Here is a 25,959-nt window from a genome sequence, read left to right as displayed (position 1 = left end):
GACGGCTCCGCCGAGGTCGCCGGGGACGGCCTCGATCAAGGCGTACGCCTCCTCTCCTCGTCCGGCTCCCCGTCGCCGCGTCCCGGGACGCCGGAGCCGCCCACCGGCACGGCGCCGCCGTCGAAGCCGCGCACGCTGTCGACCGGCCCGCCGGCCCACGGACAGCGCGCGTCCGGTCAGTCGAGCCGACGGTCGATCGGCGCGTGCCCGTCCCCGAGGACGTCCGTGCGAACACCGCGAACCGGCTCGCGCCGCCCCCGTCCGCCGGGCAGGATGCTGCCCGTAGTCCTCACGCAGCCCCTGGAGGCCCGGATGACCGGTACCGCGCCCTTCACCGCCGCCGACTACACGGCCCGCAGGGAGCGCGCCGCGCGGGCGGCCGCCGAGGCGGGGCTCGCCGGGCTGCTCGTGGCGCCCGGGCCGGACCTGGCCTGGCTCACCGGCTACACGCCCACCGCCGTCACCGAACGCCTCACCCTGCTGGTCCTGACCGCCGGACGGGACCCCGTCCTCGTCGTGCCCACGCTGGAGGCCCCGGACGCCCGGCGGGCGGCGGGCGCGCCCGCCCTGACGCTGCGCGACTGGACCGACGGCGAGGACCCCTACGCCGCCACCGCCGCCCTGCTCGACGGCACCGGCCGCTACGGCATCAGCGACAACACCTGGGCCCTGCACCTGCTGGGCCTGCAGAAGGCGCTGCCCGGCACCTCCTACGCGTCCCTCACCGAGGCCCTGCCGATGCTGCGCGCCGTCAAGGACGCGGCGGAACTCGCCCTCCTCGCGGCCGCGGGCGCCGCCGCGGACGCCGCGTTCGAGGAGATCCGTCGGGTCCGCTTCGCCGGCCGCCGGGAGGCCGACGTGGCCGCCGACCTCGCCGGCCTGCTGCGCGGCACCGGGCACTCCCAGGTCGACTTCACGATCGTCGCCTCCGGCCCGAACGGCGCGAACCCGCACCACGAGGCCGGGGACCGCGTCATCGGGCGCGGCGACATGGTCGCCCTCGACTTCGGCGGCCTCAAGGACGGCTACGGCTCCGACACCTCCCGCACGGTGCACGTCGGAGAACCCACCGACGAGGAACGCCGCGTCCACGACCTCGTGCGCGAAGCACAGGAGGCCGGCTTCCGGGCGGTGCGGCCCGGGGCCGCCTGCCAGGACGTCGACCGCGCGGCCCGCGCGGTCATCGCCGAAGCGGGGTACGGCGCCTTCTTCGTCCACCGCACCGGGCACGGCATCGGCGTCACCACGCACGAACCGCCCTACATGGTCGAGGGCGAGCGGCAGCCCCTCGTACCCGGCATGTGCTTCTCCGTGGAGCCCGGCGTCTACCTGCCCGGGCGTTTCGGCGTGCGCATCGAGGACATCGTGACCGTGACCGAGGACGGCGGGCGGCGGCTGAACACCACCACCCGCGAGCTGGTCATAGTGGAGTGAGAGGCCGCCGATGACCCCACCACGCCTCCCGAACGGCAACGGCACGACCATGACCCAGGTACCGACCCCCACCGCGGACACCGTCCGCCGGCTCGTCCGCGCGCTCCTCGAGGACACCGGGGGCGGCCGGGGCGCGCGGGCGGCCCGGGGCGGGCAGGACGGTCCGGCCTCCGGAGCCGGCCCGGACGTGCGGCCCGTCACGGGGGACGCCGGGCACGCCACGTGGTGGGTCGGCGCCCGCCACGTGCTGCGCCTCGCCCCCGACCGCGAGGCCGCCGTACGCCAGCGCCGCGAGCTGCGGCTGCGCGATCTGGTCCGCCCGCACGTGCCGGTCGCGGTGCCGGTGAGCGTGGCGCAGGGCGAGTGGACGCCCGGGCTGACCTACACCCTGGACACCAAGGTGCCCGGCGGCTCGGGGGAGCGGCACGACGTGTCCGCCGTCGGCGAGGCCGACCTGGCGGGGCTGCTCACCGGACTGCGCGAGGTCCCGGTCCGGCAGGCCGAGGGGCTCGGCGTGCCGCGCGTCGCCCCGCGCTCCCTGGAGCAGCTGCGCCGGGCCGCCGGACGGGCCGCCGAACGCCTCGCCGGGGCCGACGAGTTCGACCCCGTGCGGCTGGCCCAGCTCACCCAGCCCGCCGCGGTCCAGCTCGCCGCCCAGCCGGGCGCGGCGGTCCTCGTCCACCACGCCCTGACCGGCGACCACCTCGTGGTCAGCGCCGACGGCCGGGTGCGCGGCGTCCTCGGCTGGGCCGACGCGGTCCTCGGCGACCCCGCCGAGGACATCGCGGGGCTCGCCCGCGCCGTCGGCTCACCGGCCGCCGTCCGCGCCGCCACCCTCGCCGGCTACGGCGCCCGCCCCTGCCTGCGCGGCCTGTGGCTGGCCCGCTGCGACACCGTCCTGCGCCTGGCCGAGGCCCTCGCGGGCCGCGCCCCCGGGCCCGTGCCCCTGCTGCGCGCCCAGCTGCGCCACGCCTGGGAGGCGATCCTGCTGGAGCGGGTGACGGACCTGCGGGACGGGGACGCCGACGACGCCCTGTAGCGGGCCAGGGGCGAGGCCCGGCCGGGGCCGGTGCGGGCCTCGCCGAGGAGCGGCCGTCAGGGCTGCAGCAGCACCACGCCCGACCGCCCGGGCACGTGCAGCACCCCGTCCGCCCCCGGGCCGTCCACGGGCTCCCAGGCGGCGAGCACGCGCGCGTGGGGATCGCCGAGCGGGATCGCGGCCGGTTCCTCGCCGAGGTTCACCGCCACCTGGACGTCGCCGCGCCGGAAGGCGATCCAGCGCCGCTCCTCGTCGTAGGCCACCTTGGTGTCGGCGAGGTCGGGATCGGTGAGGTCCGGCTGCTCGTGGCGCAGCGCGATCAGCCGCCGGTACCAGGCCAGCACGCGCGCGTGGGGTTCGCGCTCCGGCTCGGACCAGTCCAGGCAGGACCGGTCGCGGGTGGCCGGGTCCTGCGGGTCGGGCACGTCCTCCTCCCGCCAGCCGTGCGCGGCGAACTCCCGCCGCCTGCCGCGCCGGACCGCCTCGGCGAGCTCGGGATCGGTGTGGTCGGTGAAGAACTGCCAGGGCGTGCCCGCCGCCCACTCCTCGCCCATGAACAGCATCGGCGTGAACGGGGCCGTCAGGACCAGCGTGGCCGCGCAGGCCAGCAGCCCGGGCGGGACCAGGGCCGACAGGCGGTCGCCCTGGGCGCGGTTGCCCACCTGGTCGTGGGTCTGGCTGTAGCCGAGCAGTCGGTGCGCGGCCACCCGGGTGCGGTCCAGGGGGCGGCCGTGGTGCCGCCCCCGGAAGCTGGAGTACGTGCCGTCGTGGAAGTAGCCGCCGGTCAGCGTCCTGGCGAGCGCGGCGAACGGAGCCCGTGCGAAGTCGGCGTAGTAGCCCTGCGCCTCGCCGGTCAGCGCGGTGTGCAGGGCGTGGTGGAAGTCGTCGTTCCACTGCGCGTGCAGACCGAGGCCGCCCTCCTCGCGCGGGGTGATGAGCCGCGGGTCGTTCAGGTCCGACTCGGCGATCAGGAACAGCGGCCGCTCCACCTCGGCGGCCAGCCCGTCCACGGCCTCGGACAGCTCCTCCAGGAAGTGGCAGGCGCGCGTGTCGACCAGCGCGTGGACGGCGTCCAGGCGCAGCCCGTCGAGGCGGTAGTCCCGCAGCCACGCCAGCGCGCTGCCGATCAGGTAGGCGCGCACCTCGTCGGAGCCGGGCGCGTCCAGGTTGACCGCGGCGCCCCAGGGGGTGTGGTGGGTGTCCGTGAGGTAGGGCCCGAAGACGGGCAGGTAGTTGCCGGACGGGCCGAAGTGGTTGTGCACCACGTCGAGGACCACGCCGAGCCCGAGCTCGTGGGCCCGGTCGACGAAGCGCTTCAGTCCCTCGGGGCCGCCGTACGGCTCGTGCACCGCCCACAGCGACACCCCCTCGTACCCCCAACCGTGCGTGCCGGGGAAGGGGCACAGGGGCATCAACTCCACGTGCGTGACGCCCAGTTCCGCGAGATGGCCGAGCCGCTCGGCGGCCGCGTCGAAGGTGCCCTGCGGCGTGTACGTGCCCACGTGCAGCTCGTACAGGACCGCGCCGGGCAGGGGCCGTCCCGCCCACTCGGTGCGCCAGGCGTACCGGGCGTGGTCGACGACCGCGCTCAGCCCGTCCGGGCCGTCCGGCTGCCGGCGCGAGCGCGGATCGGGCAGCACGGGACCGCCGTCCAGCGCGAAGCCGTACCGGGAGCCGTCGTGCGCCTCGGCCTCCCCCCGCCACCATCCCTCCCGTCCGGGATCGCGCTCCAACGCGCGCGTGACGCCGTTGCACTGGAGCGTCACGCGGCCGGCCTGTGGTGCCCACACCTCGAACTGCACGGACGGTTCCCCTTCGTCTGCTCACCGTGATGTAGCCCGTCCATGGTGCGTCAAAAAAGATCAATCCGCTTTTGAATCTTCCCTTTTGCGGGCGGTGTCGCAACCGGTGCGGCCGGGCACGCGCGCGCGGCGGCCTTTTCCCGCTTTCTGGACACCCCGGGGCTCCTGACCGACAATCACGTGCGTGACGTCGTCCTTCGAGTTCAACACGTACCCCGCGCGGCTCTCCGACGCGGAGCGCGACAAGGCGCTGCAGGTGCTCCGGGACGGCGTCGCCCTGGGACGGCTGTCCCACGACACGTTCGTCCGCCGGATGGAGCTGGCGCTCGCCGCCCGGCGCTCCGAGGAGCTCGCCGCGCTCACTGCCGACCTGCCCACCGAGGGCCGCTTCTCGCGCCTGGTGTTCGGCGGCGTCGAGGCGATATCCGGCTTCACGGTACGGCTGCGCAGCGCCTGGCGGGCCGAGCGGCTGCCCAAGCTGCTGCTGCCGCACCCGGCGGGCGGCCACCCGCTGCGCATCGGCCGCGACCCCGCGAGCGGGCTGCGGCTCAACCACGAGACGGTCTCGCGCGTGCACGCCGAACTCCGCCACCAGGGCGGCCGGTGGGTCCTGCGGGACCTCGGCTCGACCAACGGCACCACCGTGAACGGGCGGCGGGTGGTCGGCGCGGCCGTCGTCCGCGAGGGCGACCAGGTCGGCTTCGGGAACATGCTCTTCCGGCTCGACGCGGGCCGCGGCTGACCGGCACGGCCGGGCCGGACAGAGCCCGCCCCTGCCCTGGACTTCACGCACTGTGAACAGGGAGCCCGCTTCACCCGTCCGTGACGGGCGCGGTGTTGACGTACCCCCCAAGTCGTGACTGACTGTGCGTGCACCCTGCACGTCCAGTGAACCCACGGCACCGCGCCACGGAGGTGTGCCCTGACGCGCCTCCTGCGCTACCCCACCGTCGACGAACTGGGCACCCGGGCCGCCGACCTCGCGGCCCGGCATCCCCGGGACGTCCGGCTGCGGCGCGTCGGCACCTCCCGCGCGGGCACCCCCCTGTGGCTGCTCTCCGTCGGCCGCGGCGGCCGCCAGGTGCTCGTCGTCGCCGGACCGCACGCCAACGAACCCGTCGGCGGCGCCACCGTGCTCCGCCTGGCCGAGCGGGCCCTGGCCGACCCGCGGCTCACCGAGGGTGCCGACGCCACCTGGAACCTGCTGCTGTGCCTCGACCCCGACGGCCTGCGCCGCAACGAGGGCTGGCTGACCGGCCCCTACACCCTCGGGCGCTACTTCCGGAACTTCTTCCGGCCCGGCTTCCTGGAGCAGCCCGAGTGGCTGCCCGACGGGGCGGCCGCCGCCGCGCTGCCCGAGACCCGCGCCCTGCTCCGCCTCCAGGACGAGCTGCGGCCGGTCCTGCAGTGCTCCCTGCACGGCGTCGACGTCGGCGGCGGCTTCGTCGAGCTCACCCGCGACCTGCCCGGCATCGCCCGGCGCCTCGCCCACGCCGCGGCCCGCCTGGGCGTCCCCCGCGAGCTCGGCGCCTACGACGCCCTGTACTGGCCCGGCCTGGGGCCCGCCGTCTACCGCATCCCGCCGCCGCGCCGGGGCGACCTCACCGCGGCCATCACCGAGGCCGCCGTCGAGTCGACGTGGTTCCATCCGCACCGGCACGGCACCGTCACGGCGGTCGTCGAGGCCCCCATGTGGGGCGTGGCGGCCGTCGCGGACGGCTCCCCGCCCGCCGACGCGGAGGCGACGCTGCGGACCGTCAGCGGCACGCTGCGCCACGACACCGCGCTCCTGCGGCACCTGCTCGCCCTCGTCCGGCCGCACCTGGCCGCCGCGCCCGACGCGGCCCGCCTGCTCGCGCCGGTCGACGACTACCTCCTGGTCTGCCCGCGGCTGGCCGACGCCTGGGACCCCGACGCCGGGGCCGCGGCGCGGCGCCCGCTCCCGCCGCTCAGCACCGCCCGCCTGGCCGCCCTGCGCATCGCCGGGCGGCGGCTCGCGCTGCGGACGGCCGGGCTGCTGCACCAGCTCGTCCGGCACGCCGGCCACGACCCGGCCGGGGTGCTGCCGGAGCTGGACCGGCTCATCGACGCCTGGTGCGCCGACTACCGCGACGGCTGCGCCGCCCGCTGGATACCCGTCGCACGCCAGTGCGAGTACCAGACGCGCGTGGTGCTCGCCGCCTTCGAGCTGGCGGCACGGGGCCCGCACCCGTGGTCCCGTTCGGGTGAGCCGGGGTGGGGTTGCGGGGCCGCCGTGCCGATGCACCGGGAATGACGTACACCTCAGCGAAAACGGCGGGCGGCGCCCTGTCGGCGGCGGCCGCCCTCCTCGTCGCCTGCGCCGCCCCGGCGCAGGCCGCCGTCCGGGAGCCCGTCCCGGCCAACTGGCTCTACTTCACCGTCACCCCGGGCGAGACCCCGTCCGCCTCGGCGCGGGGCACCCTGCTGCTGTGCGACCCGCCCGCGGGCCACGGCCGCGCGACCGGCGCGTGCGCCGAGCTCGACGCGGCGGGGGGCGACATCGCCGCCGTGCCGGCCAAGGACGTGTTCTGCCCGATGTCGTACGCGCCGGTGACCGTGCACGCCACCGGACAGTGGCGGGGGCGGCCGCTGGAGTACACCCGGACGTTCCCGAACCCGTGCGTGATGGCGGCGCGGACGGGACAGGTATTCGCGTCCGGCACCACGCTCTGACCCCGGCGGCGCCCGGCCCGGCCTACGGCTCGGTGTCGCGTGCGTGGAGGGCCGCCGCCACGACCGTGCGGGACTGGTGCTCGACCTGGTTCTCCAGCGGCACCCAGCGGGCCCGGAAGCGCACGGCGAAGGCGTCGCTCCAGGTGGCGACGAGCCGTTCCAGCCGGGCCGCCGCGTCCTCGTCGGTCTGCTCCAGCACCCGCCGCAGCATGGCCGCCACCCGCAGCGGCACCCGCCGTACGAAGGCGTCCACGCTGCCGACGTACGCGCGCGTGCCGTCGGCGGGCGGGGTGTGGATCAGGTCGGCGGCCAGTCCCGGCACCAGGTCCATGCCCCACCGGGCGGCCCGCAGCAGCGGGCCGTCCACGCCCTCCAGCCGGGGCAGCGCGTCCTCGAACACCTGCCGGACCTCCCGGGTGTCCCGCAGCAGCCGGTGCGCGAGCCGCCGGATCGCCGCGGCCGGGGCCGGGTGCGGCGCGGGGTCGTCCACCAGGTCGCTCGCCCACATCGGCACCTCGACCACCGCGGTCAGCCCGCCGTACCGGTGGGCGTGGTACCAGGTGCTGTGCCGGGCGTCGTCCGGCAGGCTCGGGTAGGCCGGCCGGACCTCCGGGGCGGGCATCACGTGCACCCCGGGCCCCGTCGCGGGCCAGCCCGCGGCGTCCGAGGCGCCCGTCTCCACCGGGATGTGCAGCTCCGCCGCGGACTTGGCGAACGGCTCGGCCAGGCCCGGCACGTCCCGCGTCAGCTGCACCCAGCTGCCGCCCAGGTCGGTGCCGTGCAGCGAGACCTGGAGGTAGGGGCGCAGCTCGTCGATCACCCGGGTCAGGGCCCGGGTCTCCGGCGGCAGCCGGTCCGGCGGCAGCAGGGACGGCGCCCACTCGGGCTGCTCCGGGCCGGCCGGACGGAAGAAGCCGAGGTGGTAGTCGAACAGGCTGCGCGGCGACGGCGCCATGTGCAGGCTCGCGCCGTCGGGGTCGGCGCACAGCAGGAAGTGCCAGGACACGCCGTCGCGCAACTCCCGTTCCGCCAGCACCCGTTCCGCCACCGACAGCGAGGTGCGGGCGCCGGTCGGCTCGTTGGCGTGGGCCCCGGCGACCACCAGCACCGCACGCCGGGCGCGTCCCACCGACAGCAGGTACAGGGGCCGTCCCGCGCGCGAGGAACCCACCTGTCTCAGCGTGCACGCGCCGGGCCGCTGCACGGCCAGGGCCCGGGCGGAGGAGACCGTTTCGGCCACCGTCGGGTAGCGCAGCTCCGGCAGGAGACTCACCCCCGTCACATCCGCCCGACATCGCAAGTCGCAGTACCCCATGGCCACGGAGCGCTGTCAAGGGCGCGGCGGGGGAGGCGCCAAGGGGCGCCCGGATGCGCCCGCCGCCACGAAGGCGGCGGGCGGCACTCCGCCCGCGGACGCCAGGCCCGGGTCCGCCCCGGCGCTCCCACCGCCGACCCCTCCCGCGCCCCGCCGGTGCCGGGAAAAGCTCGCCGCCCGCCTCGGACAGCGCCGGGTGCGGGCGCGTGTGCGCGCACGCCGTCCGCCCGCACGCCATCCGTCCGCCCGTACGCCGTCCGTCCGCCCGTACGCCGTCCGTCCGCCCGTACGCCGTCCGCCCGCCCGTACGCCGTCCGCCCGCACCTCGGCGGCCGGCAGCAGCCGGGCGAGCACCCGCCCGGACGCCGGTGCCGTGCTTCCGGCGGGCGGGGCGGGCCCGCGTGGTCCGCCGGGGTGCCGCAGGGTCTGCGCGGCAGGAACGCCCCCGCGCGGTCCGTGAGACCCGCGCGGCAGGGGCGGTCCCCCGTGGACAGCCCCCCGCCGGCAGCCCGGCCTCACCCCTCGCCGATCCGTTCCAGCAGCACCACCGGCAGCCGGCCGAAGAGGTCCTCCACGCGGGCGTGCCCCGTGAACTCCCGGCCCGGTTCCAGGACGTCGGCCCACCGGCCCGGCGGCAGCGACAGCCGGGTCTCCCGCCAGCCGCCCGCCTCCGCCAGCCGCAGGGACAGCCGGGTGACGGCCGTGAGCACCTCGCCGGAGCGCACGAACGCCACGCAGTGCGCCGCCGCCGGACCCTCGGCGGCCAGCGGCTCGTACGTCGCCGTGCCGCCGAAGACGCCGGGCCGCCGCGCGCGCAGCCGCAGCGCCGCCCGGGTCAGCGCCGCCTTCTGCGCGGACGTCCCCTCCGTCCCGCCGGACGCCTCGTCGGCCGCCCCGGCCGGGAAGCGCACGCTCCGCCGGTTGTCCGGGTCCACCAGCGCCCGGTACTCGTGCTCGGAGCCCTGGTAGACGTCCGGCACCCCCGGCATCGTCAGGTGCACCAGCGCCGTCCCCAGCACGTTGGCCCGGACGTGCGGCTCCAGGGACTCCCGGAACGCGGCCACCCGCTCGCCCGGCACCCCGCACGGCCCCTGCGCCACGAACCGCGCCACCGCCTCCTCGTAGGGCGGCTCCTGCTCGGTCCAGCTCGTGTACAGCCCCGCCTCGCGCACGTGCTTGAGCAGCGCCCCCTGCACCCGCTCCTCGTCGGCGGGCCCGAGCCCGAACACGGTCTGCCAGGCCGCCCACGCCAGCTGCGCGTCCGGGACGCCCTCGCCGTCGCGGGTGACCTCCGCCAGGACGTCCGCCCAGCGGTCCGGGCACTCGGTGAGCACGTGCAGGGCCGCCCGCACGTCGGCACTGCGCTTGGTGTCGTGCGTGGAGACGACCGTCCCGGTGGCCGGCCAGTCGCGCTGCAGGCGCGCGCAGTACGCGTGGAAGGTCTCCGGGGACACCGCCGGGCTGCCCGGGTTGCCGCCCACCTCGGTCGCCGACAGCAGCGGCACGTAGCGGTAGAAGGCCGTGTCCTCGACGGCCTTGGCCCGCAGCGCCGACGCCGTCTGCGCGAACCGCGTGCGGAACTCCACCTGCTGCGGCCCGTCGCCGTACCGCCCCAGCAGCAGGTCCCGCACGACGCCGACCGCGCCGGCCTCCTCGGGCACGACGAACGCCAGCCGGGCCTCGGCCGCCGCCTCCTCCGTCACGACGGACCCCGCGTCGACGGAGGCGTACGGCCGGTACACCTCCAGGCGGACCAGGAGCTCCTGCAGCGCGGTGCGCAGCGCCCAGGGCGCCCGGTCGCGCAGCGCCGGGTCCGGCGAGGTGGCGCACAGCCGGTTCGCCACCCGGACCAGCCGGTCGACCTCGGCGGCCAGCTCGTGCGTGAGCACCTTGTAGGCGGCCCGCCGCGCCGTCGCCTCCCACTGCCCGCCCCGGTCCGTCTGCGGGGCCGCGAAGCGCCGGTAGCCGTCCAGCAGCTCCCCGAGCCCCGCGGGGTCCGTGAACAGCCCGTCGACGTGCCGCAGGGCGTCGTAGCCGGTGGTGCCCGCCACCGGCCAGGCGGCCGGCAGGTGCTCGCCGTCGGACAGGATCTTCTCCACGACCGTCCAGCGCCCGCCGGTCGCCTCGTGCAGCCGCGTGAGGTAGGCGTCGGGGTCGGCGAGGCCGTCCGGGTGGTCGACGCGCAGCCCGTCGATCACGCCCTCGCGCAGCAGCCGCAGGATCGTGGCGTGGGTGGCCTCGAAGACCTCCGGGTCCTCCACCCGCACCCCGATGAGCTCCGAGATGCTGAAGAACCGCCGGTAGTTCAGCTCGGTGCGGGCCAGCCGCCACCACACCGGGCGGTACCACTGCGCGTCCAGCAGCTGGGGCAGCGGCAGGTCCTCGGTGCCCTCGCGCAGCGGGAAGACGTGGTCGTAGTAGCGCAGGACGTCGCCGTCGGCCCGCAGCTCGCCGATCACCTCGCCGAGCGGCCCGCCGAGCACCGGCAGCAGCACCTGCCCGCCCTGCGCCTCCCAGTCGATGTCGAACCAGCGCGCGTACGGCGACTTCGGTCCCTCCCGCAGCACCTCCCACAGGGCGCGGTTGTGGCGCGGGGCCATCGCCATGTGGTTCGGGACGATGTCCGCGACCAGGCCCAGGCCGTGCTCCCGCGCGGTGCGCGACAGCGCGCGCAGCCCTTCCTCGCCGCCCAGCTCGGCGCGCACGCGCGCGTGGTCCACCACGTCGTAGCCGTGCAGCGAGCCCGGCACGGCCTCCAGGACGGGGGACAGGTGCAGGTGGGAGACGCCGAGCGACGCCAGGTAGGGCACGGCCGCCGCCGCGGCCGCGAAGGGGAACTCGGGCTGGAGCTGCAGCCGGTACGTGGCCGTGGGCACCGTCGGGTCAGGTCGCTCAGGTGTCATGCAGACGTACGTACCCGCCCCGCCGGATTTCGTGTCATCGCCCGCTCCAGGTGCGCCGCGCGTCGCCCGGACGAGTGGCGCGCCGGCCGCCACGGGGGCGGCCGGCGCGGAAGGAGGGCCGTCGCGCGCGCGTGCCCGCCGGGTACGCGCGCGTTCCGTGCTACACGGGCCGCTGGAGCACGGTCAGGCTCCGGTCGGTCAGGGTCAGCCGGTCCCCGGCCTGCACCTTCGCACTCGTGCCGGGCGGCACGCCGTCCGCGCGGGCGGTGTCCACCACGACCTCCCACTGGCGGCCGTGGTTGACCGGCACCACGAACTCCAGCGGCTCGGGCGAGGCGTTGAACATCAGCAGGAACGAGTCGTCGGTGATCCGCTCCCCGCGCGGGCCCGGCTCCGAGATCGCGTTGCCGTTGAGGAACACCGTCAGCGCCGACGCCTGCGCCGAGTCCCAGTCGCGCTGGGTCATCTCCCGGCCCTCGGGGGTGAACCAGGCGATGTCGGACAGGTCGTCGTGGGTGCCCTCCACCGGCCGCCCGTGGAAGAAGCGGCGGCGGCGCAGGACCGGGTGGTCCCTGCGCAGCCACACCATCGCGCGCGTGAAGGCCAGCAGGTCCCCGCGCAGGTCGCCCGGGGCCTCCTCGTCGTCGGGCAGCTCGGGCCAGTCCAGCCAGGCCAGCTCGTTGTCCTGGCAGTAGGCGTTGTTGTTGCCGCGCTGGGTGCGCGCGAACTCGTCGCCGTGGCTGATCATCGGCACGCCCTGGGACAGCATCAGCGTCGCGATGAAGTTGCGCATCTGCCGGGCCCGCAGCCGCAGCACGTCCGGGTCGTCGGTCTCGCCCTCGGTGCCGCAGTTCCAGGACCGGTTGTGGCTCTCGCCGTCCCGGTTGTCCTCGCCGTTGGCCTCGTTGTGCTTCTCGTTGTACGACACGAGGTCGTGCAGGGTGAAGCCGTCGTGACAGGTCACGAAGTTGATCGAGGCCAGCGGGCGCCGCCCGTCGTCCTGGTACAGGTCGGACGAGCCGGTCAGCCGGGACGCGAACTCCGCCAGCGCGCGCGGTTCGCCCCGCCACAGGTCCCGCACGGTGTCCCGGTACTTGCCGTTCCACTCGGTCCACAGCGGCGGGAAGTTCCCCACCTGGTAGCCGCCCTCGCCGACGTCCCAGGGCTCGGCGATCAGCTTCACCTGGGAGACCACCGGGTCCTGCTGGACCAGGTCGAAGAACGACGACAGCCGGTCCACCTCGTGGAACTGCCGGGCCAGGGTCGCCGCCAGGTCGAAGCGGAACCCGTCGACGTGCATCTCGGTGACCCAGTACCGCAGCGAGTCCATGATCAGCTGGAGCACGTGCGGGGACCGCATGAGCAGGGAGTTCCCGGTCCCTGTCGTGTCCATGTAGTAACGGGGGTCGTCCGTGAGCCGGTAGTAGCGCGGGTTGTCGATGCCCTTGAAGGACAGCGTCGGGCCCAGGTGGTTGCCCTCGGCGGTGTGGTTGTAGACCACGTCGAGGATCACCTCGATCCCGGCCTCGTGCAGCGCCTTGACCGCCGACTTGAACTCCAGGACCTGCTGCCCGCGGTCGCCCCAGGAGGCGTACGCGTTGTGCGGGGCGAAGAAACCGATGGTGTTGTAGCCCCAGTAGTTGTTCAGGCCCATGTCGACCAGGCGGTGGTCGTTGACGAACTGGTGGACCGGCATCAGCTCCAGCGCCGTGACCCCGAGCTTCGTCAGGTGCTCGATGATCGCCGGGTGCGCGAGGGCCGCGTAGGTGCCGCGCAGCTCCTCCGGCAGCCCCGGGTGCCGCATGGTGAGGCCCTTGACGTGGGCCTCGTAGATCACCGTGTGGTGGTAGTCGATCCGCGGCAGCCGGTCGTCGCCCCAGTCGAAGTACGGATTGACCACGACCGATGTCATCGTGTGCGGCGCCGAGTCCAGATCGTTGCGCCGGTCGGGATCGTCGAAGTGGTAGCCGTACACCTCCTCGCCCCAGCGGATCGAACCGCTGATCGCACGCGCGTACGGATCGAGCAGCAGCTTCGCGGAGTTGCACCGCAGCCCCCGCTCGGGGGCGTACGGGCCGTGCACCCGGAACCCGTACCGCTGCCCCGGCATCACGCCGGGCAGGTACGCGTGCCGGACGAACGCGTCGCTCTCGCGCAGCTCGATCGCGGTCTCCGAGCCGTCGTCGTGCAGCAGACACAGCTCTACTCGGTCCGCGGCCTCCGTGAAGACCGCGAAGTTCGTGCCGGCGCCGTCGTACGTGGCACCGAGTGGATACGCCTCTCCAGGCCAGACCTGCATGGATACGACTCTTTCAGGTGAGCGGCGCCGGTGGGGACGCCTTGACCCCGAGTCTCCCGGAAAGTGAAGGAACCACCTATGACTTACATCCCTCTTACCGATCGACCAGTGCATACGCGGTATGCCGAACCAGTGGGACGACAAGACACTTCCGGGGCATTCGGGAAGTAGGGGGATGATGTGCGCACGATAGTGCACCGCCACCTGGGCAAGGTGGTGGCCGGTGCGGGCGTCGCGGTGGCGGCGACCGCCGCGATGATCGCCGTGACCCTGCCGGGCACGGCGGGGGCCGGCGAGACCGGGCCCGCGCAGGGCCGGGCGGACCGGCCGGCCGCCCAGGGGCGGGGGGACCAGGAACGGGGAGGCCCGGACGGGGCCGCCGCCGGGGAGAACGGCGCGGCCGTCGCGCCCGGCGTCGTCGAGGCACCGCCCGAGCAGGGCGAGCGCGGCACCGGCCGCGACCCGCTGACCGGCGACGAGATCGAACGGGTGGCGAAGATCGCCCTGAACCGGGAGCTGTTCCGGGCGAGCGAGGACGTGGACGGGGACCGGGGCCCGCAGCGGCTCGGCGTCGAGCTGGCCGAACCGGAGGCCGCCGAGCTCGACACGCCCGGCGCGCCCCGCCGGGCCGACGTGACCTTCTACGACTACGACGACGACACCCTCGTCACCCGGACCGTGAACCTCGACACCGGCAAGGTCGAGCGGACCGGCACCCAGCGCGGCGTCCAGCCGCCGCTGAGCCGCGCCGAGCAGACCGAGGCCGCCCGGCTGCTGATCGCCGACCCGCTGGGCGCGGGCCTGAAGGCGGACTACCAGGACGCCACCGGCGACGAGCTCACCTCACCGGACCAGCTCCGGCTGTCCGCCATGATCTACCGGGCCGTCCCCGGCGCCGGGGACGCCGCCGTCGCCCGGTGCGGCGAGCACCGCTGCGCGCGGCTCTTCCCGAAGGTGAAGAACGGTCCCTGGATCGACGCCCGCTCGCTGGTGATCGACCTGAGCGCGGGCAAGGTCGCCCGCCTCGACCGCTGAGCCGCGGTCCCGCCCCGTCCGCCGTCCGTACCTCCTGCAGGGGAGTCACTCCGTCATGCCCGTGAAGTCCTCCACCGGCGCCCTCCGGGCGCCGAGAACCAGCCGTGCCCGCAGCCGGGCGGCCCTGGCCCTCGCCGTGGGCGCGCTGGCCGCCGGGGCCGCCGCCGGCGCGGGACCGGCCGCCGCCCAGCCGGCCGCGGCACCCGCCCGCCCGCAGGCCGCCCCCGCCCCGGCCGCCGACTGCAGCGCGGCCTACCGCATCGAACGCAAGCTCGCCTCCGGCACCACCTGGCGGATGTGCTGGCACTACGAGAGCAAGGCCGGGCTCGTCCTGGAGGACATCTCCTACCAGCCGCCCGGCGAGACCCGCCCGATCAAGGTCCTCACCAGCGCCAAGCTCGCCCAGATCCACGTGCCGTACGACGACGGCAACGTCGAGTACGACGACCTCACGGGCTACGACTTCGGCAAGGGCCTGATGGACCTGGCGCCGGGCGAGTGCCCCGGCGGCACCATCAAGACGGTCAGGGTCCCCGACGCCTGGGACCCGCAGGACGCGGACGTCAAGGGCCTGTGCACCACCACGCGTGCGCGGGGACACGCCTACCGCATGCAGGGCGACAGCGCGGCCAAGGTCTACCAGGCGCAGGGCAAGGACCTGCTCGTCTACACCGTCAACCAGGTCGGCTGGTACGAGTACATCACCGAGTGGCGCTTCCAGGACGACGGCACCATCACCACCAACGTCGGCGCGACCGGCAGCCTCTCGCCGGTGGACTACGACGCCGGCGACGGCCGCGGCTGGCCCCTCGGCAAGGGTGCCGAGGCGTACGCCACCAGCCACAGCCACAACGTCTTCTGGCGGCTCAACTTCGCCCTGGACGGCTCCTCCAAGACGAAGATCGAGCAGTACGACTCCAAGGTCAGCCCGCCCGCGCGCGGCCAGGAGGCGCCGACCAACAAGACCACCCGGACCAGGATCACCAAGGAACTCGCGGGCGACGCGAAGAACATGCGCTGGTGGCGGGTGGTCAGCGGCACCGGCAAGAACAAGGACGGCCACCCGCGCAGCTACGAACTCGTCCCCGGCGCCACCACCAAGTACCCCGGCCGCAGCTACACCAAGCACGACGTGTACTTCACCCAGTACGCCAAGTGCGAGCAGTACGCCAGCAACAACCCCGGCAACTGCGGCGCCGGGCACGGCAGGTCCGTCGACAAGTGGGTCGACGGGCAGACCCTCACCCACCCCGTGGTCTGGATGAACATCGGTTTCCACCACGTCGCGCGGGACGAGGACCAGCAGCCGATGCCGGTGCACTGGCAGGGATTCTCCCTCGCACCGCGTGACGTCACCGCTATGAATCCGCTCACTCCGAAGGAGCTGGCGGACCAGAACGGACGGCCCCGGGACGGCAGTTGAGGCAACGAGCCTGTCCATCGGGCTGCACCGCGCACCGCTCGCGGAGTACCCTTCCTTGATCGTTGGGACGGTGGGTGCTCGGGGGAGCGGAAGGCGGTGCGCGGGTGGGCTCGGGAGGGCTGGAGCTGCCCCCTGGTGACGAGGGTCACGAGGGGAACTCCGCAGACGTCCCGCCCGGCGCCGTGTCCCTGGCGCGGCCGATGGACGCGGGCTCGATCGGTCCGGAACTGGACTGGGGCGCCGACGCCTGGCGCGAGGTGCGCACCCGGGCCCAGCGGGCCGGCCGCGCCTACATCTGGCTGAACCTCGTCGAACAGCGGCTGCGCGCGGTCGTGGCCGCTGTGCTGCGCCCCGTCTACGAACCGGTGCACGGCGACGACTGGGTGGTCGCCGCCGCCGGACCCGCCGGGCAGGAGTGGGTGCAGCGCGCGGTCGCGGTCCGCGAGGTCAGCCGCCGCAAGGGCTACCTGCTCGACCCGGCCGACGACAACGTCCTCAGCTTCCTCACCCTGCCGCAGCTGCGCGAGCTGATGGTGCAGCACTGGCCGTGCTTCGCGCCGTACTTCGACGACCGGCGGGACGTCGAACTGGCCCTGGACGAGCTGGAGGTCACCCGCAACGTCGTCTCCCGCAACCGGGCCCTGTCCGAGGCGGTCCTCGGCCAGGCCGAGCGCGCCTCGGCCCGGCTGCTGGAGATGCTCGGCGCGGGCGGCGACGTGCCCTCCGCGCGCCGGCTGCCCACCGACGCCGTCGAGGACCTGGTGGGCGACCGGTACGCCGACGTGGTCGCCGTCCACCCGGACCGGGTGCGGCTGCTGCGCCAGTTCCCGGCGGAGGACATCTTCGACGGCGCCCGCCGCCTGGACGCCATCGGCATCGGGCTCAACCTGCTCGTGCAGAACTTCTCCGGGCGGCGCCTGGTGCGGCTGGCCGAGTCCGGCTGCCGGGTACGGCTGCTGTTCCTCAACCCGGCCTCCAGCGCGGTCAAGCGGCGCGAGCGCGAACTCGGCATCAAGCGCGGCGAGCTCGGCCGCGCGGTCGAGATGAACATCCTGCACATGCGCCGGGTCCGGGCCCGGCTGCGCGATCCGGGCGCCTTCGAGATCCAGGTCTTCGACGAGACCCCCCGCTTCACGGCGTACCTCGTCGACGGCGACGGCGCGGACGGCATCGCGGTGGTGCAGAACTACCTGCGCCGTACGCGGGGGATGGAGGCGCCCGTCCTCGTCCTGCGCAACGGCACCAGAGTCGTCACATCGGATCAAGTGGACGAAGGCGGACTTTTCCCCACCTATCGTGAGGAATTCGAAGTGATGTGGGCGGATTCGCGGCCGGTGTCGTGAACCGCCCGTGCCATCCGGTGGTTCCGGGGCACAAGCGGGGCGCGGCCCCCTGGTTGTCAGTGGCCCGTGCGAAGGTGGAGGCCACCGGGGGAACGCACCACGAGAAGGGGGCCGTCCATGGGCTGGCACCGGGAGCTGCTGATCGGCTTCGACCTGGAGACGACGGGGACCGATCCGCGCGAGGCGCGCATCGTCACGGGCGCCGTGATCGAGGTCCGGGACGGGGAGCCGATGGGGCGCCAGGAGTGGCTGGCCGACCCCGGGGTGCCCATCCCGGCGGACGCGGTGGCGGTGCACGGCATCAGCAACGAGCGGGCGGCCGCCGACGGCCGCCCGGCCGACCAGGTCGCCGACGCCATCGCCGACGTCCTCGCCGCCCACTGGAGGACCGGGGTGCCGGTCGTCGCGTACAACGCGGCCTTCGACCTCACCCTGCTCTCCGCCGAACTGCGGCGCCACGGCCTGCCGTCGCTGCGCGACCGCCTCGGCGGGGTCGATCCCGCCCCGGTCATCGACCCCTACACCATCGACCGCTCCGTCGACCGCTACCGCCGCGGCAAGCGCAACCTCGAAGCGGTCTGCGCGGAGTACGGCGTCGCCCTCGACACCGCGCACGACGCCATGGCCGACGCGCTCGCCGCCGCCCGCCTGGCCGGTGCGATAGCCGTCCGCCACCCCAAGATCGCGGCCCTCGGCCCGGCGGAGCTGCACCGCCGCCAGATCGAGTGGTACGCGCAGTGGGCGGCGGACTTCCAGAGCTTCCTGCGCGGCAAGGGAGAGGCGGACGCGGTCGTGGACGGGACGTGGCCGGTGCGGGAGCTGGCGGACCAGGGGATCCGACAGGGCTGACGGTCCCGGCCCGGCGGCCCCGGCTCCTGCGGCCCCGGCTCCTGAGAATCCTGCTCCGGCGGCCGGCGAGCCCCGGTGCGCCGCCGGCGGCCGGCCCCGGCGGGCCGCCGCCGGTCAGGCGTCCCCGGCCCCGCTGCCGCCGCCCCGGTCCGCCGCGCCGCCGTTCATCAGCAGGGCCAGCTCGACCCGCGAGCGGACGCCCAGCCGGCTGAAGACGTTGCGCAGGTGGTGGTCCACGGTCCGGGGGCTGAGCGACAGCCGCGTGGCCACCTCGCGGTTGGTGGCGCCCGACGCCACCAGTTCCGCCACCCGCAACTGCTGCGGGGTCAGCCGCCCCAGGGCGCCGGCGTCGTCGCCGGCCGCGCTGTCGCCGGCGGCCCGCAGCTCGGACCGGGTGCGCTTCTCCCACAGCAGGGCGCCGCAGCGCTCGAAGCCCACGAGGGCGGCCCGCAGCCGCTGCCGGGCCTCCAGGGGCCGGCGCCGGCGGCGCAGCCACATGCCGTAGGACAGGAGCGTGCGGGCGTGCTCGAACTGGCCGTCGGCGGCCTCGTGCTCCGCCAGGGCCCGCTGGTACAGCGCGTCGCAGTCCTCGTCCCGCGCCGCCGTCAGGGCCCGGCAGCGGGTCAGCTGGGCCGGGGCCTGCGGATCGGCGCCCAGGGCCGCCCACCCCGCGTACAGGTCGACCATGTCGGTGACGTCCTCGTCGAGCCCCGCCAGGACCGTCGCCTCGACGAGGCACGGCACCGCGAGCATCCACAAGCCGAAGTGTCCGCGCCGGGGCCCCGGTCTGAGCAGCGGGGCGAGACGGACCGCGGCCTGTTCGGCCCGGCCGTGGCCCAGGTCGGCGCGGGCGCGGGCCCACTCCGCCAGGGTGCTCACCTGGACCAGCCCGTGCGGCCGGGCGACCGACAGGGCGGCCTTCGCGTGGTGTTCCGTGGCGGAGTCGGCGCCCACCAGGGAGAAGACCAGGGCCAGCAGGGCGTGGTGCTGCGCGGCGACGTTGCGCTGTCCGAGCCGGCGGGCGGCGCGCAGCCCCTCCTCGGCGTGGGCGCGGGCCTGCTGGTGGCGGCCGGCGCGCAGTTCGGCGTAGGCCAGGTACTCCAGGATGCGGGCGGCCGGCCAGGACACGCCCCGGGCGCCGGCGGCCGCCAGGGCCCGGCCGAGCAGCCGCCGCGCGGCGGGGATGTCGCCCAGCACCAGGGCCGCGCGGCCGGCGCCCAGCAGGTCGTCCGGCTCCCGGGTCCGCGCCGCGGCGCCGAGCAGCGGCTCCAGCTCCACCGCCGCCCGGGCGAAGTCGCCGAGCACCACGTGGCGCATGCCCGCGCGGAAGGCGCTCCACGGCGACGGCCCGTCGTCCGGGCCGGTGTCCTCGGGACGGGCGGCCGCCGGGTGCGCGGGACGTTCGGCGGAGCGGTCCAGTGTCTGGAGGTATCCGGTGAGGTCGCCCGCGGCCCAGGCGGCTTCGGCCGCCGCCGCGAGGGCCTGCCGCGTGCCCTCGGTGTCGTACGGCGCCAGCGACTCGGCGGCGAGCAGCAGGGTCTGGTGGGCGTCGGCCGCGGGGCCGTCGCCCAGCAGGAGCGTGCCGCGCAGGAGTTCGGCCCGGGCGCGCAGCGGGGCGTCGTCACCGGCCGTGCCCTGGGCGGCCACGACCAGGGCGAGCGCCCGGCGGGTGTTCCCGCCGTGCCGGGCACGCTCGGCGGCCCTCAGCAACTGCGAGGCCCGGTCGCAGACCGCGCCGGCTGTCTGATCGTCCACGTTCAGCGCCGCTTTCTGTCCTGCGTTTGCGCAGCGTAACAGAGGGTTCGGAGACGTCACGGTGAAAACGAGAGGGAGGTACGGCGAAGAAGTACGCAGCGCGGACGGCCGCTTCTCACACGGGAAGAGACGGAAGCCGGCGGGGACCGGGCCGCGCGGCCGGTTCGCTGAGCGTGGGCTGTGAGACCGGTGATTCCACCGATGCCCAGGAGGCGGCCGGGCTCCTACGCTGAGCGCGGCCGGTCGGCCCGGGACGGCCCGGGAACCGGCCGCACGGCGTCCGACCGGGCGATCTCCCGTGCGGACCAGGGGCGCCCCACGCCCCTGCCGCCGCGTACGGCCCGGACGCCGGCACGACCACGAACCACCGTCCTCCTCGACCTCCTCGACGGCGCGGTGCACGGCCGGCGACACGTGTCAGCGACCCGTGGGCGCCCGGCTCCGGGCCCGCCCGCGCACCCGCCGTCAGGGGACGAGGTGAGAGGAAACCGCTCATGCAGGCAACTCCCCGGTCGTCCACGCCCGTCCCGGCGGACGGCCCCGCGCGGCACCGCCGCCGGTCCCGCGGCCCGCTCCTGGGCCTCCTCGCGTCCGCGGCGGCGCTCGCCGGCCTGGCGACCACGCTCACCGGCGGCGCGAACGCCGCCGAGAACCCCTACGAGCGGGGCCCGGCGCCCACCGAGAGCAGCGTCACGGCCACGCGCGGCCCGTACGCCGTCTCCCAGACCAGCGTCTCCTCGCTCTCCGTCACCGGCTTTGGCGGCGGCACCATCTACTACCCGACCAGCACCGCCGACGGCACGTTCGGCGCCGTGGCGATCTCCCCCGGGTACACCGCGCGGCAGTCCTCGATCGCCTGGCTGGGGCCGCGGCTCGCCTCGCAGGGCTTCGTGGTGTTCACCATCGACACCAACACCACCTCCGACCAGCCCGCCTCCCGCGGCGACCAGTTGCTGGCCGCGCTGGACTACCTCACCCAGCGCAGCTCGGTGCGCGGCCGGGTGGACAGCACCCGGCTCGGCGTGATGGGCCACTCGATGGGCGGCGGCGGCTCGCTGGAGGCGGCCAAGGACCGGCCCTCGCTCCAGGCCGCCATCCCGCTGACGCCGTGGAACCTGGACAAGACCTGGCCGGAGATCCAGACGCCCACCCTGATCATCGGGGCGGACGGCGACAGCATCGCCCCGGTCTCGTCGCACTCGGAGCCCTTCTACCAGACCCTGCCGTCCTCGCTGGACCGGGCGTACCTGGAGCTGAACAACGCCACCCACTTCACGCCCAACACGTCGGACACGACGATCGCGAAGTACAGCATCAGCTGGCTGAAGCGGTACATCGACAACGACACCCGCTACGACCAGTTCCTGTGCCCGCTGCCGCGGCCGAGCCTGACGATCGAGGAGTACCGCGGCAACTGCCCGCACACCATGTGACCCCGGCCGCCGCCCGCCGTCCCGCCGCCACCCGGCGCGGGACGGCGGGCGGCGCCGCGTGCCGGGCACGCCGTCCCGGCACGACCGCTCAGAACGGGTACCAGCGCACCGTCGCGTCCCCCTCCCGCAGGGACGCCACGCGCCGCTCGAACTCGGCCCGCGCCTTCGGGTTGCCCGGGGCGTGCTGCGCGACCCACGCGCAACTGGCCGTCTCCCGGGCGCCCCGCAGCACCCGGCAGCCCTCCCACCCGCGCACGTCCCAGCCGTACGTCGCGACGAAGGAGTCGTAGGCCTCCTCGGGGAGCCCGTAGCGGTCGTGGGAGAGGGCCATGACCACCAGGTCGTGCTCGCGCAGGTCGGCGGAGAAGGTCTCCAGGTCGACCAGGACCGGCCCGTCGGGGCCGACGTGCACATTGCGGGGCAGCGCGTCGCCGTGGATGACGCCCGGCGGCAGATGCGGCGTCAGCGCGGCGGCCGCGGCGGCGAAACCGTCCCGGCGCTCCCGCAGGTACGCCGCGTCCGCCGGGTCGACGGCGTCGCCCGCCAGCCGCAGCCAGCGCTCCACCCCGCCCAGCAGATCGCGCGGCGGCAGCGCGAACGGGGGCGCGGGCAGCGCGTGGACGGCCCGCAGCAGTCCGGCCAGGTCCCGCGGCTCGGCGGGCCGTACGGGATCGGGCAGGCGGTGCCACACGCTCACCGGGTGCCCCTCAGCCAGCAGTGCCTCGGGCGCGGCCGCCCGGACCGCCGGCACGCCCGCCTCGGCGAGCCACGCGGCGACGGCCAGCTCGCGGCGGGCCCGCTCCAGGAGCGCGGCGTCCCGGCCCACCTTGACGACCAGGTCACCGGCGGCGAACACCGCGTTCTCGCCCAGGGCGATCAGCCGCGCCTCCCGTGCCGCGCCGGGCAGCACCCCGGCCACGGCCAGTACCTCCCGGGCCCGTGCCTCGTCCATCCGTCCGCCTCCGTGCCGTCCTCGACCTCGCGTCCCTGCCCGGACGGCCGTCACGTTCCGGCCATCCGACGGCCAGTGTCGCATTCGTACAGGTCGCAGCGGTGCGCGGTGCCTTGACGGGGCACCCGGCGTTCACGACCATGACGAGGTCCGCCCGAGCCGCGCAGAAGGGCTGATCGCGTGACGCCGCTGACCGAGCGGAGACGGTCGGCCCGCCCCGCGCCCGGCCCGGACCGGGCGCGGCGCACCGGCACCGGCTTCGGCGCCTGGTTCCTCGTCCTGCCCGCCCTGCTCCCCATCCTCGTGCTGAGCGTCGGGCCGCTGCTGTACGGCGTCTCGCTGGCGTTCACCGACGCGCAGTCCGGCCGCACCACGCCCACGCGGTGGATCGGCCTCCTCAACTTCCGGGACCTGCTGCACGACACGCTGTTCTGGGAGTCGTTCCGCATCGGCCTGGTGTGGGCGGTCGGGGTCACCGTGCCGCAGTTCCTGCTCGCGCTCGGCCTCGCCCTGCTGCTCGGCCAGGAGCTGCGCCTGCGCTGGCTGGCCCGCGCGCTGGCGATCGTCCCCTGGGCGATGCCCGAGGTCGTCGTCGGCGTGATGTGGCGGCTCGTCTACCATCCGGACGCGGGCGTCCTCAACGAGACGCTGCGCGACCTCGGCCTCGGCGGCGGACGCGACTGGCTCAGCGGCCTGGCCACCGCCCTGCCCGCCGTCGTGGTCGTCGGCGTCTGGGCGGGCATGCCGCAGACGACGGTCGCGCTGCTCGCCGGACTCCAGAACACCCCGCGCGAACTCCACGACGCGGCCGCCGTCGACGGCGCGGGAGCCTGGCGCCGCTTCCGCGCGGTCACCTGGCCCGCCCTGCGCCCCGTCGCCCTGGCGATCACCGCGCTCAATTTCATCTGGAACTTCAACTCCTTCGCCCTGGTGTACGTGCTCACCAGCGGCGGTCCCGGCGGCCGCACCCGCCTGCCCATGCTCTTCGCCTACGAAGAGGCCTTCCGCTACGGCCAGTTCGGGTACGCGGCGGCCATGGGCTGCGTCATGGTCGCCGCGGTCTCCGTCCTGCTGGCCGTCTTCCTCGCCGGCCGGCTGAAGGGAGGTGACGACGCGTGAGGACCCGTACCGGCGTGCGCGTCGCCCAGTACGCCGCCCTGCTCGCGTACCTCGCGTTCCTCGCCCTGCCGTTCCTCTGGCTGATCTCCACGGCGTTCAAACCGCCGCGCGAACTCGCCGCCCTCCACCCGGCCTGGATCCCCCGCGACCCCACCCTCGCCCATTTCCGGCAGGCCTTCGACGAACAGCCGCTGCTGCGCGCCGGGTTCAACTCCCTGCTCGCCGCGCTCGGCGCGGCGGTGATCGCCGTGACCGTCGCGACCCCGATGGCGTACGTCATGGCCCGGCACCGCACCGCGCTCGCCCGGGCGGCCACCGGATGGGTGGTGGCCGGCCAGGCGTTCCCGTTCGTGCTGCTGATCATCCCGCTGTTCCTGGTGCTGAAGAACCTCCGGCTGGTGGACTCCGTGCCCGGCCTGGTCATGGTGTACGTGGTGTGGGCGCTGCCGTTCGCGCTGTGGATGCTCGTCGGGTACGTCAGGGCGGTGCCGGCCGAGCTGGCGGAGGCGGCCGCGGTCGACGGGGCCGGGCGGCTGCGGACGCTGGTGTCGGTGACCGCGCCGCTGCTCGCGCCGGGGATCGTCGCGACGGCCCTGTTCGCGTTCGTCACCGCGTGGAACGAGTTCTTCTTCGCGCTGGTGCTGCTGAAGACGCCGGAGAAGCAGACCCTGCCGGTCGTGCTGACCCACTTCATCGGCGCCGAGGGCGTCGCGGACCTCGGCCCGCTCGCGGCGGCCGCGTTCCTCGCGACCCTGCCCTCGCTGGTGGTCTTCGCGGTCATCCAGCGGCGGATCACGGGCGGCCTGCTCGCCGGGGCGGTGAAGGGCTGATGCGCGCCCGCGTGCCGGCCGTGGTGGTCGCCGTCCTGCTGCTGCTCGCGGGCTGCACCCCGGGCGGTGCGCCCGACGACGGCCGGATCACCCTGCGCTTCCAGTCCCTGGCCTGGCAGGAGGAGTCGGTCCGGGTCACCGAGGAACTGGTCGCCGAGTGGAACGCCGCCCGTCCCGGCGTCCGCGTCGAGTACGTCCAGGGCAGCTGGGACAGCGTCCACGACCAGCTCCTCACCGCCTTCGAGGGCGGCGAGGCACCCGACGTCATCCACGACGCCTCCGACGACCTCGCCGACTTCGCCTACGGCGGTCACCTCGCCGACCTCACCGGCCTGCTGCCCGCGCGGCTGAAGTCCGCCATCCCCGAGCGCAGTTGGCGGACCACCACGTTCGGGGACGGGATCTACGGCGTGCCCTTCCTCCAGGAACCGCGGGTGCTCGTTGCCGACGCGACCCGGCTCAGGGAGGCCGGCGTGCGCATCCCGACCCCCGAACGGCCGTGGAGCTGGGCGGAGTTCCGGCAGGTGACCAAGGACCTGAGCGGGAACGGCCGGTACGGGATCGCCTGGCCGCTGAAGGACCCCGTGTCCGCCACGCTCAACCTGTCGCTGTCGGCGGGCGGCCGGCTCTTCCACCGCGGCCCCGACGGAAAGGTGACCGTCCGTTTCGAGGCCGCCGACCAGGTGGTGCCGCGCACCCTGCACGACCAGGTCAACACCGACCGCAGCGCGTCCCCGTCGACGCTGGGCAGCGGCGGCTCCGACACCCTGCCCGGCTTCTTCGGCGGCCGGTACGCGATGGTCCCGCTCGGCTTCTCCTACCGCCAGCAGATCGTGCAGCAGGCCCCGGAGGGTTTCGACTGGCAGGTGCTGCCCGCCCCGGCCGGCGCCGGCGGACTCACCCAGGGCGTCAGCCCGCAGACGCTCTCCATCGCCGAGGACTGCCCCCACAAGGAGGAGGCGGCCGCCTTCCTCGACTTCCTGCTCCAGCCCCGCAACATGGTCCGCCTCGCCCTCGGCGACTGGATGCTGCCCACCGGCACCGAGGCGCTGAGGGACCCGGCGCTGCGCACCGCCGAGCACGGCTGGGCCACCGGCACCGCCCTCGCCGCCCACCTGCGCCCGGCGCCCGCCCAGACCGTGCGGGGCTATCCCGAGTGGAAGGACAAGGTGGCGACCCCGGCCCTGCAGGAGTACTACAGCGGGGCGATCGGCCTGGCCGGCCTGCGCGAACGGCTGGAGGAGGACGGCAACCTGGTGCTCGCCCGCTACCAGCGCTGAGGCGCCGCCCGGACGGGAAGCCCGCCGCCGGCACGGGCGCCGCCCCCGCCCGGCGGGGCGCCCCCGCCGGAAGACCCGTCGCCGGCCCGCGCCCGCCCCGGCCGATGCCCCGCCGATCGCCCGGCCGGCGGACGCCCGCGGGCGCACCGGCGGCCACGGCCGGTGGACGCTGCCCGCGGTCCTGACCTGGCCCCGCCACGGCCGGCGGCCGGGTCGGCCGCCACGCGGTCCGGCCGGTGCCGCGCGCCGACGCCGGGATCCTCCGCAGCGAACGCCGCCGCACCCCCTGCCGGACGCCCCGTCCTGCGCGGCCGGCGGGACCTCGCCGAGCCGGGCTCCTCCGGCGCCGGGTGGACGCGGCGTCCCGGGCCGCCCGCCCGGACCCGGGCGGGCTCGTCGAGGAGGGGCTCAGCGGTCCTGGCTGCGGCCGCACGAGACGCCGGCGGACCGGACG

General features: G+C 75.3%; 19 protein-coding genes. 13 read left to right on the top strand and 6 right to left on the bottom strand.

All coding sequences use genetic code 11. The features are described 5' to 3' along the window. Positions 1-312 precede the first annotated feature (312 nt). Both ACIF8T_RS14680 and ACIF8T_RS14675 read left to right on the top strand, forming a co-directional pair. A complete protein-coding gene (locus ACIF8T_RS14680) occupies positions 313-1,434 on the top strand; it encodes an aminopeptidase P family protein (protein ID WP_400034858.1) in 1,122 nt (373 codons plus the stop codon). A gap of 49 nt (positions 1,435-1,483) precedes the next feature. Further along, complete coding sequence (locus tag ACIF8T_RS14675) at positions 1,484-2,473, top strand: aminoglycoside phosphotransferase family protein (protein WP_400035325.1); 990 nt, start codon at positions 1,484-1,486, stop codon at positions 2,471-2,473. Between the two features lie 56 nt (positions 2,474-2,529). Here ACIF8T_RS14675 and treZ read toward each other — a convergent pair whose 3' ends face one another. Then, the gene (gene treZ, locus ACIF8T_RS14670; RefSeq protein ID WP_400034856.1) at positions 2,530-4,275 is read right to left on the bottom strand and encodes a malto-oligosyltrehalose trehalohydrolase; all 1,746 of its coding nucleotides are present in this window, start codon (positions 4,273-4,275) and stop codon (positions 2,530-2,532) included. Positions 4,276-4,459: 184 nt separating this feature from the next. On the opposite strand from treZ, the gene ACIF8T_RS14665 reads away from it, so the two are divergent. The 3 genes from ACIF8T_RS14665 (at position 4,460) to ACIF8T_RS14655 (ending at position 6,969) form a co-directional block, all read left to right on the top strand. Beyond that, positions 4,460-5,017 (top strand): FHA domain-containing protein, encoded by a 558-nt coding sequence (locus tag ACIF8T_RS14665; protein WP_400034855.1) that lies wholly within the window; start codon positions 4,460-4,462, stop codon positions 5,015-5,017. 180 nt (positions 5,018-5,197) lie between these two features. Beyond that, positions 5,198-6,550: a M14 family zinc carboxypeptidase gene (locus ACIF8T_RS14660; RefSeq protein WP_400035323.1), complete on the top strand. Its 1,353-nt coding sequence runs from the start codon at positions 5,198-5,200 to the stop codon at positions 6,548-6,550. Beyond that, positions 6,547-6,969 (top strand): SSI family serine proteinase inhibitor, encoded by a 423-nt coding sequence (locus ACIF8T_RS14655; RefSeq protein WP_400034854.1) that lies wholly within the window; start codon positions 6,547-6,549, stop codon positions 6,967-6,969. The genes ACIF8T_RS14660 and ACIF8T_RS14655 overlap by 4 nt, the downstream gene beginning before the upstream one ends. Before the next feature lie 22 nt (positions 6,970-6,991). On the opposite strand, the gene ACIF8T_RS14650 is transcribed toward ACIF8T_RS14655, so the two are convergent. From ACIF8T_RS14650 to glgX, 3 genes are all read right to left on the bottom strand, one after another. Then, positions 6,992-8,242 carry a M14 family zinc carboxypeptidase gene (locus ACIF8T_RS14650; RefSeq protein ID WP_400034852.1) on the bottom strand — a complete coding sequence of 417 codons (1,251 nt, stop codon included), beginning with the start codon at positions 8,240-8,242 and terminating at the stop codon, positions 6,992-6,994. Between the two features lie 557 nt (positions 8,243-8,799). Then, positions 8,800-11,187: a malto-oligosyltrehalose synthase gene (treY, locus tag ACIF8T_RS14645; RefSeq protein WP_400034850.1), complete on the bottom strand. Its 2,388-nt coding sequence runs from the start codon at positions 11,185-11,187 to the stop codon at positions 8,800-8,802. Between the two features lie 160 nt (positions 11,188-11,347). Further along, positions 11,348-13,486: a glycogen debranching protein GlgX gene (gene glgX / locus ACIF8T_RS14640; protein ID WP_400034848.1), complete on the bottom strand. Its 2,139-nt coding sequence runs from the start codon at positions 13,484-13,486 to the stop codon at positions 11,348-11,350. Positions 13,487-13,666: 180 nt separating this feature from the next. Here glgX and ACIF8T_RS14635 point away from each other — a divergent pair, with 180 nt between their 5' ends. The 4 genes from ACIF8T_RS14635 to ACIF8T_RS14620 all read left to right on the top strand — a co-directional run bounded on the left by ACIF8T_RS14635 (position 13,667) and on the right by ACIF8T_RS14620 (position 18,136). Then, positions 13,667-14,521 (top strand): Tat pathway signal sequence domain protein, encoded by an 855-nt coding sequence (locus ACIF8T_RS14635; protein WP_400034846.1) that lies wholly within the window; start codon positions 13,667-13,669, stop codon positions 14,519-14,521. Between the two features lie 55 nt (positions 14,522-14,576). Beyond that, positions 14,577-15,944: a copper amine oxidase gene (locus tag ACIF8T_RS14630; RefSeq protein WP_400034844.1), complete on the top strand. Its 1,368-nt coding sequence runs from the start codon at positions 14,577-14,579 to the stop codon at positions 15,942-15,944. 104 nt (positions 15,945-16,048) lie between these two features. After that, positions 16,049-17,287 (top strand): SAV2148 family HEPN domain-containing protein, encoded by a 1,239-nt coding sequence (locus ACIF8T_RS14625; protein WP_400034842.1) that lies wholly within the window; start codon positions 16,049-16,051, stop codon positions 17,285-17,287. A 117-nt stretch (positions 17,288-17,404) separates the two neighbouring features. After that, positions 17,405-18,136, top strand: a complete 732-nt coding sequence (locus tag ACIF8T_RS14620) for a 3'-5' exonuclease (protein ID WP_400034840.1) — start codon at positions 17,405-17,407, stop codon at positions 18,134-18,136. 114 nt (positions 18,137-18,250) lie between these two features. Here the strand turns inward: ACIF8T_RS14620 and ACIF8T_RS14615 are convergent, their stop codons facing one another. Next, positions 18,251-19,891 carry a LuxR C-terminal-related transcriptional regulator gene (locus tag ACIF8T_RS14615; RefSeq protein WP_400034838.1) on the bottom strand — a complete coding sequence of 547 codons (1,641 nt, stop codon included), beginning with the start codon at positions 19,889-19,891 and terminating at the stop codon, positions 18,251-18,253. A 494-nt stretch (positions 19,892-20,385) separates the two neighbouring features. Between ACIF8T_RS14615 and ACIF8T_RS14610 the strand changes: the two genes are divergently transcribed. Next, positions 20,386-21,324, top strand: a complete 939-nt coding sequence (locus ACIF8T_RS14610; protein WP_400034836.1) for an alpha/beta hydrolase — start codon at positions 20,386-20,388, stop codon at positions 21,322-21,324. An 88-nt stretch (positions 21,325-21,412) separates the two neighbouring features. Here ACIF8T_RS14610 and ACIF8T_RS14605 read toward each other — a convergent pair whose 3' ends face one another. Then, a complete protein-coding gene (locus tag ACIF8T_RS14605) occupies positions 21,413-22,276 on the bottom strand; it encodes a phosphotransferase enzyme family protein (RefSeq protein ID WP_400034834.1) in 864 nt (287 codons plus the stop codon). Between the two features lie 180 nt (positions 22,277-22,456). Here ACIF8T_RS14605 and ACIF8T_RS14600 point away from each other — a divergent pair, with 180 nt between their 5' ends. The 3 genes from ACIF8T_RS14600 to ACIF8T_RS14590 are packed head-to-tail and all read left to right on the top strand — an operon-like array spanning position 22,457 to position 25,505. Next, positions 22,457-23,395: a carbohydrate ABC transporter permease gene (locus ACIF8T_RS14600; RefSeq protein ID WP_400034832.1), complete on the top strand. Its 939-nt coding sequence runs from the start codon at positions 22,457-22,459 to the stop codon at positions 23,393-23,395. Next, positions 23,392-24,225 (top strand): carbohydrate ABC transporter permease, encoded by an 834-nt coding sequence (locus ACIF8T_RS14595; protein WP_400034830.1) that lies wholly within the window; start codon positions 23,392-23,394, stop codon positions 24,223-24,225. Before ACIF8T_RS14600 ends, ACIF8T_RS14595 begins: the two co-directional genes overlap by 4 nt. Next, positions 24,225-25,505 (top strand): ABC transporter substrate-binding protein, encoded by a 1,281-nt coding sequence (locus ACIF8T_RS14590; RefSeq protein ID WP_400034828.1) that lies wholly within the window; start codon positions 24,225-24,227, stop codon positions 25,503-25,505. The genes ACIF8T_RS14595 and ACIF8T_RS14590 overlap by 1 nt, the downstream gene beginning before the upstream one ends. Positions 25,506-25,959 lie beyond the last annotated feature (454 nt).

The organism is Streptomyces sp. NPDC085946, from assembly GCF_044540485.1.
Lineage (GTDB): Bacteria > Actinomycetota > Actinomycetes > Streptomycetales > Streptomycetaceae > Streptomyces.
This window is presented reverse-complemented; position numbering and strand designations above follow the sequence as displayed.